We start from the raw sequence: 7,377 nt of genomic DNA on the forward strand, positions 1-7,377 counted from the left end.
CGACGACCCGGTCGGCGCGGGCGGCGGTGGTGAGGCGGTGGGCCACGACGAGGGTGGTGCGGCGGCCCGCCAGGCGGTCGGTGGCCTGGTTGACCTGGGCCTCGGTGGCCAGGTCCAGGGCGGCCGTCGCCTCGTCGAGGAGCAGGACGTCCGGGTCGACCAGCTCGGCGCGGGCCAGGGCGATGAGCTGGCGCTGTCCGGCGGAGAGGTTGCGGCCGCGCTCGGCGACCTCGTGGAGGTAGCCGCCCTCCAGGGTGGCGATCATCTCGTGCGCGCCGACCGCGCGGGCCGCCGCCTCGACCTCGGCGTCGGTGGCGTCCGGGCGGCCGTAGGCGATGGCGTCGCGGACGGTGCCCTGGAAGAGGTACGCCTCCTGCGGGACGACCCCCAGACGGTGCCGGTACGAGGTGAGGTCGAGGGCACGCAGGTCGGTGCCGTCGACGGTGACCCGGCCGCCGGTGGGGTCGTAGAAGCGGGCCACGAGCTTGACCAGGGTCGACTTGCCCGCGCCGGTCTCGCCGACGAACGCGACGGTCTGCCCGGCCGGGATGCGCAGATCGACCCCGCCGAGGGCCTCTTCGTCGTCACCGTAGGCGAAGTGCACCCCCTCGAAGGCGATCTCGCCGCGCAGGGACAGCACTTCGCGGGGTTCGTCGGCGGACTTCGTCGACGTCGGCTCCTGGAGCAGCTCCTGGATGCGGCCCAGCGACACGGTCGCCTGCTGGTAGCCGTCGAAGACCTGGGAGAGCTGCTGCACGGGCGCGAAGAACAGGTCGATGTAGAGCAGGTACGCCACCAGCGAGCCGATCGCCAGCGTCCCGTCGTCGACCCGCGCCCCGCCGACCATCAGCACGGCCGCGGCCGCCACCGACGACAGGAACTGCACGAACGGGAAGTACACGGAGATCAGCCACTGGCCCCGGATGCGCGCCTGGCGGTAGTTGTCGCTGTGCGCGGCGAATCGCCGCCCGCCGTCCCGCTCGCGCCGGAAGGCCTGCACGATCCGCAGCCCGGACACCGACTCCTGGAGGTCGGCATTGACCACGGACACGCGCTCACGGGCCAGTTCGTACGCCTTCACGCTCGCCCGGCGGAAGAAGAACGTGGCGATGATCAGCGGCGGCAGTGTCGCGAACACGACCAGCGCCAGCTCCACGTCGAGCACCAGCAGGACGACCATGATGCCGAAGAAGGTGACGACCGAGACGAAGGCGGTGACCAGGCCCGTCTGGAGGAACGTGGACAGCGCGTCGACGTCGGTCGTCATCCGGGTCATGATCCGGCCGGTCAGCTCCCGCTCGTAGTAGTCGAGCCCGAGGCGCTGGAGCTGGGCGAAGATCTTCAGCCGCAGGGAGTACAGGACGCGTTCACCGGTGCGGCCGGTCATGCGGGTCTCGCCGACCTGGGCCGCCCACTGCACGGCCACCGTCAGCAGCGCGAGCAGCGACGCCGCCCACACGGCGCCGAGCGCGACCTGGGTGACGCCCGAGTCGATGCCGTGCCGGATCATGATCGGCAGCAGCAGGCCCATGCCCGCGTCGACGGCGACCAGACCCAGGCTGACCAGCAGCGGCAGTCCGAAGCCGCGCAGCAGCCGGCGCAGGCCGTACGACTGCTCCGGCTGGACGGCCCGCGACTCGTCGACGTCGGGCACGTCGGTGGCCGGGGGCAGCGCCTCGACCTGGGCGAGCAGCTCGGGCGTGGCCGGGCTCTCGGCCAGGGCGGTGTCCTTGCGCTCGCGGTCGCCGCTCCACAGCCGCGTGGTGACCCCGCGCTCGGCGTCGAACTCGGCGTCCAGCTCGTCCCGGACGGAGGTGTCCTCCTGGGGGGAGGCCGGCCGGGTGTGGCCCGGGGAGACCGCGCCCAGCTCGTCGGGGTCGGTGAGCAGGCGCCGGTAGAGGGCGGAGCGCTCCTGGAGTTCCTCGTGGGTGCCGATGTCGGCGAGGCGGCCGCCGTCCAGGACGGCGATGCGGTCGGCGAGGTTCAGGGTGGAGCGGCGGTGGGCGATCAGCAGGGTGGTGCGGCCCCGCATGACCTCCTTCAGGGCCTCGTGGATCTCGTGCTCGACCCGGGCGTCCACGGCGGAGGTGGCGTCGTCCAGGACCAGCAGGCGCGGGTCGCTGAGGATGGCGCGGGCGAGGGCGACGCGTTGGCGCTGGCCGCCGGACAGGGTCAGGCCGTGCTCGCCGACGGTGGTGTCGTAGCCGTCGGGCAGCTCGCTGATGAACCGGTCGGCCTGGGCGGCGCGGGCGGCCTGCTCGATCTCCTCCTGGGTGGCGTCCGGGCGGCCGTAGGCGATGTTGTTCCGGACCGTGTCGGAGAAGAGGAAGGAGTCCTCCGGAACCAGCCCGATCGCGGCCCGCAGCGATTCGAGGGTCAGTTCGCGCACGTCGTGGCCGCCGACCAGGACGGCGCCGCGGGTGACGTCGTAGAAGCGCGGCAGCAGCAGGGAGACCGTGGACTTGCCGGAGCCGGAGGAGCCGACGACGGCGAGGGTCTCGCCGGGGCGGATCTCGAAGGAGAGCCCGTCGAGGACCGGGCTGGTTTTGCCGTGGGCGCCGTCATAGCCGAAGGAGACGTCGTCGAACTCGACGGTCGCGGGGGCGTCGGCGGGCAGGTCCTTGCGGCCGTCCTCCAGGGACGGCTCGGTGTCGATCAGCTCCAGGACGCGTTCGGTGCCGGCACGGGCCTGCTGGCCGACGGTGAGCACCATGGCGAGCATGCGGACCGGGCCGACGAGCTGGGCGAGGTACGTGGAGAAGGCGACGAACGTGCCGAGCGTGATGTGCCCGCGCACCGCGAGCCAGCCGCCGAGCGCCAGCATCGCGACCTGGCCGAGGGCGGGGACGGCCTGGAGGGCCGGGGTGTAGACGGAGTTCAGGCGGATGGTGCGCAGCCGCCCGGCGAAGAGCCTGCGGCTGACGTCCCTGAGCTTCCCGGTCTCCTGCTCCTCCTGCCCGAAGCCCTTCACCACACGGACCCCGCTGACGGCACCGTCGACCACGCCGGCGACGGCGGCGGCCTGCGCCTGGGCGTACCAGGTGGAGGGGTGCAGCCGGGTGCGGCTGCGTTTGGCGATCCACCACAGGGCGGGGGCCACGGCCAGGGCGACGAGGGTGAGCGGCAGCGACAGCGACGCCATGATCCCCAGGGAGATCAGGAACAGCAGGACGTTCCCGATGGTCATCGGGAGCATGAACAGCAGGCCCTGGATCAGCTGCAGGTCGCTGGTGGCCCGGCCGACGACCTGGCCGGTGGACAGTTCGTCCTGGCGGCGGCCGTCGAGCCGGGTGATCGTGCCGTACATCGCCGTCCGCAAGTCGTGCTGGACGTCGAGGGCGAGGCGGCCGCCGTAGTAGCGGCGGATGTAGGTGAGGACGTAGACGACCAGTGCGGCGGCGATGAGCAGGCCGGCCCAGGTGGTCATGGAGCGGGTGTGGTCGCTGATGACGTCGTCGATGATCACCTTGGTGATCAGCGGGACGACGGCCATGACCGCCATGCCGCCCAGGGAGGAGCCGAGGGCGAGTACGACATCCTTCGGGTGGCGCCATGCGTAGGCCCACAGTCGTCGTGCCCATCCCCGTTGCGGTGTCACTCCGGTGCCCTCCGATCGTCCTTCTCTGCCGGAAGGCACCAACGCCGTGGGACGCTGTTTTCATCCCGCGGCGTGACGAGCGTTACCCCGCCCCCACCCTGGACGGTCGTTGATACTCGCCGGTATCTTTGTCTGAGCAAGCGCTTAGACATACCGAGGTCCCTGGAGGTGGCGGCGTGCGCCGTACGGTGTTCAACGAGGATCACGAGGCGTTCCGGGAGACCATCCGCGCCTTCATCGAGGCCGAGGTCGTACCGGTGTACGACGAGTGGTTCGCGGCGGGCCAGGCGCCCCGCGACTTCTACTACAAGCTCGGTGAGCTGGGCATCTTCGGGATCAACGTCCCCGAGGAGTTTGGCGGCGCGGGCCTGGAGAGCCACAAGTTCGAGGCCGTGCTCTACGAGGAGACCGCCCGCGCGGGCGTCCAGTTCGGCGGCTCCGGCGTGCACGTGCTGCTCGCCCTGCCCTACATCAAGATGCTCGCCACCGACGAGCAGAAGAAGCGCTACCTGCCGAAGTTCGTCACCGGCGAGGAGATGTGGGCCATCGCGATGACGGAGCCGGGCACCGGTTCCGACCTCGCGGGCATGAAGTCCACCGCCAAGCTGAGCGAGGACGGCACGCACTACGTCCTCAACGGCGCCAAGACCTTCATCACCGGCGGTGTGCACGCCGACCGTGTGATCGTCTGCGCCCGGACCGCCGCCCCGACCGCCGAGGACCGCCGCCACGGCATCTCCCTCTTCGCCGTCGACACCAAGTCCGAGGGCTACTCGGTCGGCCGCAAGCTCGACAAGCTCGGCCTGAAGACCTCCGACACCGCCGAGCTGGCGTTCGTCGACGTCAAGGTGCCCGTCGAGGACCTCCTCGGCGAGGAGAACAAGGGCTTCTACTACCTCGGCCACAACCTGGCCTCCGAGCGCTGGGGCATCGCCTTCGGCGCCTACGCCCAGGCCAAGGCCGCCGTGCGGTTCGCCAAGCAGTACGTGCAGGAGCGCACGGTCTTCGGCAAGCCCGTCGCCCACTTCCAGAACACCAAGTTCGAGCTGGCCGCCTGCCAGGCCGAGGTGGACGCCGCCGAGGCCGTCGCCGACCGCGCGACGGAGGCCCTGGACGCCGGTGAGCTCACGCCCGCCGAGGCCGCCTCCGCGAAGCTGTTCTGCACCGAGGTCGCCCACCGCGTCATCGACCGCTGCCTCCAGCTGCACGGCGGCTACGGCTACATGAACGAGTACCCGATCGCCCGCCTGTACGCGGACAACCGCGTCAACCGCATCTACGGCGGCACCAGCGAGATCATGAAGTCGATCATCGCGAAGGACATGGGCCTGTAAGGCCCCCGACACCGGTACGCGATCACTGGCCGGTACAACTACCCCATGAGTCAGGCACTACAAGACCTCCTCGATCTGCTCGACCTGGAGCAGATCGAGGAGGACATCTTCCGCGGCCGGTCCCGGTCCGCCGTCGTCCCGCGGGTCTTCGGCGGGCAGGTCGCGGCCCAGGCGCTCGTCGCCGCCGGGCGCACGGTCCCCGAGGACCGGCCCGCGCACTCCCTCCACGCGTACTTCCTGCGCCCCGGTGACCCCGGCGCGCCGATCGTCTACACCGTGGACCGGATCCGCGACGGCCGCTCCTTCACCACCCGCCGGGTGGTCGCCGTCCAGCACGGCAAGCCGATCTTCCACCTCTCGGCGTCGTTCCAGGTGTACGAGGACGGGCTGGACCACCAGGAGCGCATGCCGGACGCGCCCGATCCCGCCACGCTCCCCACCAGTGAGGAACGGCTGCGCGGCTACGGCCATCTCGACCCGGACGTAGTGGAGAGGTTCCTGGAGGCCCGGGCCGCCGTCGATCTGCGCTACGTCGACGAGCCGCCGTACGGGAAGTTCGGCGAGCCGCGCGAGCCGCACTCCCAGGTGTGGTTCCGGACCAACGGCAAGCTCGCCGACGATCCTCTGCTGCACGTCGTCCTCGCCACGTACGTCTCCGACATGACGCTGCTCGACTCCGTGCTGCTCGCGCACGGGCGGGGCGGCTGGGCGGTCGGTGATGTCGTGGGCGCCTCCCTCGACCACGCGATGTGGTTCCACCGGCCGTTCCGCGCCGACGAGTGGCTGCTCTACGACCAGGAGTCCCCGTCCGCGTACGGCGGCCGGGGACTGGGACAGGCCCGCATCTACACGCAGGACGGGCGGCTGGCCATCACGGTGATCCAGGAGGGCGTGGTCCGCGTCCCGCGCGAGACACGTCCTAGCTGAGGCCCGCCTCCGCCAGCAGGTACGCCGTCATCGGGTCGTAGTGGCGGGGGCTGACGACGTGGTCGTCGAGGGGCACCGTCACCTGTACGGTGCCCTCGGCCTCGCCGATGAAGAGGGCCGGGTCGTTGCAGTCGGCGTAGCCGACGGAGTCCACGCCGTGCTGTCCCGCGTAGCCCGCCCAGCCGTGGTCGGCGACGACCAGGTCGGGCAGCGGGCGGCCCTCGCGCTCCATGGCGGTCAGGATGGCCTTCATCGGTTCGCCCGAGTGGGTGTGCCACAGGGTGGCGCCGTGCTCCAGCACCGCCACGTCCGCGAACTGCATGACGTAGCCCTCCTCCGTCGTCAGCCCGTCCGGGATGACGACGATCTCGCAGCCGGCCGCGCGCAGGGCCGCCGCGGTCGCGCGGTGCACGTCGAGCAGGCCGCCGGGGTGGCCGGTGGCGAACAGCACCCGCTGCTGCCCGTCCGCCGCCTTGCGCAGCCGCCCGGCCATCCGCTCCAGACCGTCGACGGTCAGCTCGGGGTCGATGGTGTCCTGGCCGTACCGGTGCCCGGGGTCGTCGTTCACGCCGACGCGTTCCGCCATCACCGCGAGGACGTCCTGCTCGTCGCTCCAGCGGTCGCCGAGTTCCAGGCCGAGCCAGTAGTGGCGGTCGGCGTTCGCCAGCTTGCGGTAGTGGGAGAGGTTGTTCTCGCGGGGGGTGGCGACGTCGCCCGCGATGCGCGTCCTGACGAGGTGGTCGACGAGTTCGGCGCGGCTGGGTGTCCCGGGTATCGGCATGACAACCATTGTGGAGCAGCCGACTGTGGGCGGCCCTGGCGTATCGCACGCTGGGATGTGCGTCACGTACTCAGCGGGAGCCCGCTCACCTACTCAGATCTGCCGCAGCGCGAACCAGAGTTCCATGCGGACGTCCGGGTCGTCCAGGTCCGCCTCCAGCAGGGTCGCGCACCGTGCGATGCGCTGCCGCACGGTGTTGCGGTGCACGGACAGCGCGACGGCCGTGCGGTCCCAACTGCCGTGCAGGGAGAGCCAGGTGCGCAGGGTCTCGGGGAGCGCGGGATGGGCCGTGACGGGCGCGAGCAGGGCGCGGGCGTGGGCCGCCGCCTCGCCGGGCGGGACCAGGTCGGCGAGGGCGGGGCGCGGGCCGTGCCGGAGCAGCGGGGCGCGGGTGGCGCGGGCCCGGGCCAGGGCGCGGGCCGCCTGGGTGTCGGCGACGGGCCAGTCCTCCGGGGCGGCGTCGGCGCTGACGCCCAGGGTCCAGCCGGGCAGCGGCTCCGGTGCCCGGTCGGCCGGGACCAGGACCCGGACGACGTCGCCCGCCGGGTCGACCAGGGCGGAGCCGAGCGCGGCACCCAGCGCGGAGGCCGCGACGGCGTCGGGTACGCCCTCCCCGTCCGGACGGGCGTGCACGACGACCCACCGCCGCCCGTCGCCGAGCAGCGGCGCGACGTCCTCGGGCGCGGCACCCAGCAGCAGCCGCACCAGCGCGGAGGAGCGGGCGGCACCGGTGCCGC

Annotated in this window: 5 protein-coding genes; 2 read left to right on the plus strand and 3 right to left on the minus strand. The window is 72.0% G+C overall.

Going from position 1 to position 7,377, the window contains the following annotated elements; all coding sequences use genetic code 11:
* On the minus strand, positions 1–3,598 hold a 3,598-nt coding region (locus CCL05_RS38070; RefSeq protein WP_086565200.1), incomplete at its 3' end, for an ABC transporter ATP-binding protein.
* A gap of 176 nt (positions 3,599–3,774) precedes the next feature.
* Here CCL05_RS38070 and CCL05_RS38075 point away from each other — a divergent pair.
* The gene (locus CCL05_RS38075; RefSeq protein ID WP_086565197.1) at positions 3,775–4,932 is read left to right on the plus strand and encodes an acyl-CoA dehydrogenase family protein; all 1,158 of its coding nucleotides are present in this window, start codon (positions 3,775–3,777) and stop codon (positions 4,930–4,932) included.
* Between the two features lie 45 nt (positions 4,933–4,977).
* Positions 4,978–5,859, plus strand: a complete 882-nt coding sequence (gene tesB / locus CCL05_RS38080) for an acyl-CoA thioesterase II (protein ID WP_086565198.1) — start codon at positions 4,978–4,980, stop codon at positions 5,857–5,859.
* On the opposite strand, the gene CCL05_RS38085 is transcribed toward tesB, so the two are convergent.
* Both CCL05_RS38085 and CCL05_RS38090 read right to left on the minus strand, forming a co-directional pair.
* Complete coding sequence (locus tag CCL05_RS38085) at positions 5,852–6,640, minus strand: phosphatase (protein WP_086565199.1); 789 nt, start codon at positions 6,638–6,640, stop codon at positions 5,852–5,854. The genes tesB and CCL05_RS38085 overlap by 8 nt on opposite strands.
* Before the next feature lie 93 nt (positions 6,641–6,733).
* On the minus strand, positions 6,734–7,377 hold a 644-nt coding region (locus CCL05_RS38090), incomplete at its 5' end, for a helix-turn-helix domain-containing protein (RefSeq protein ID WP_143590011.1).

The sequence above is a fragment of the Streptomyces africanus genome (genome assembly GCF_002150735.1).
Classification (GTDB): Bacteria; Actinomycetota; Actinomycetes; order Streptomycetales; family Streptomycetaceae; genus Streptomyces; species Streptomyces africanus.

What these genes read in the sequence shown, in the direction of transcription:
- CCL05_RS38085 (WP_086565199.1), bottom strand. Translation starts at nt 6,640, where the DNA reads ATGCCGATACCCGGGACACCCAGCCGCGCCGAACTCGTCGACCACCTC.
- tesB (WP_086565198.1), top strand. Translation starts at nt 4,978, where the DNA reads ATGAGTCAGGCACTACAAGACCTCCTCGATCTGCTCGACCTGGAGCAG.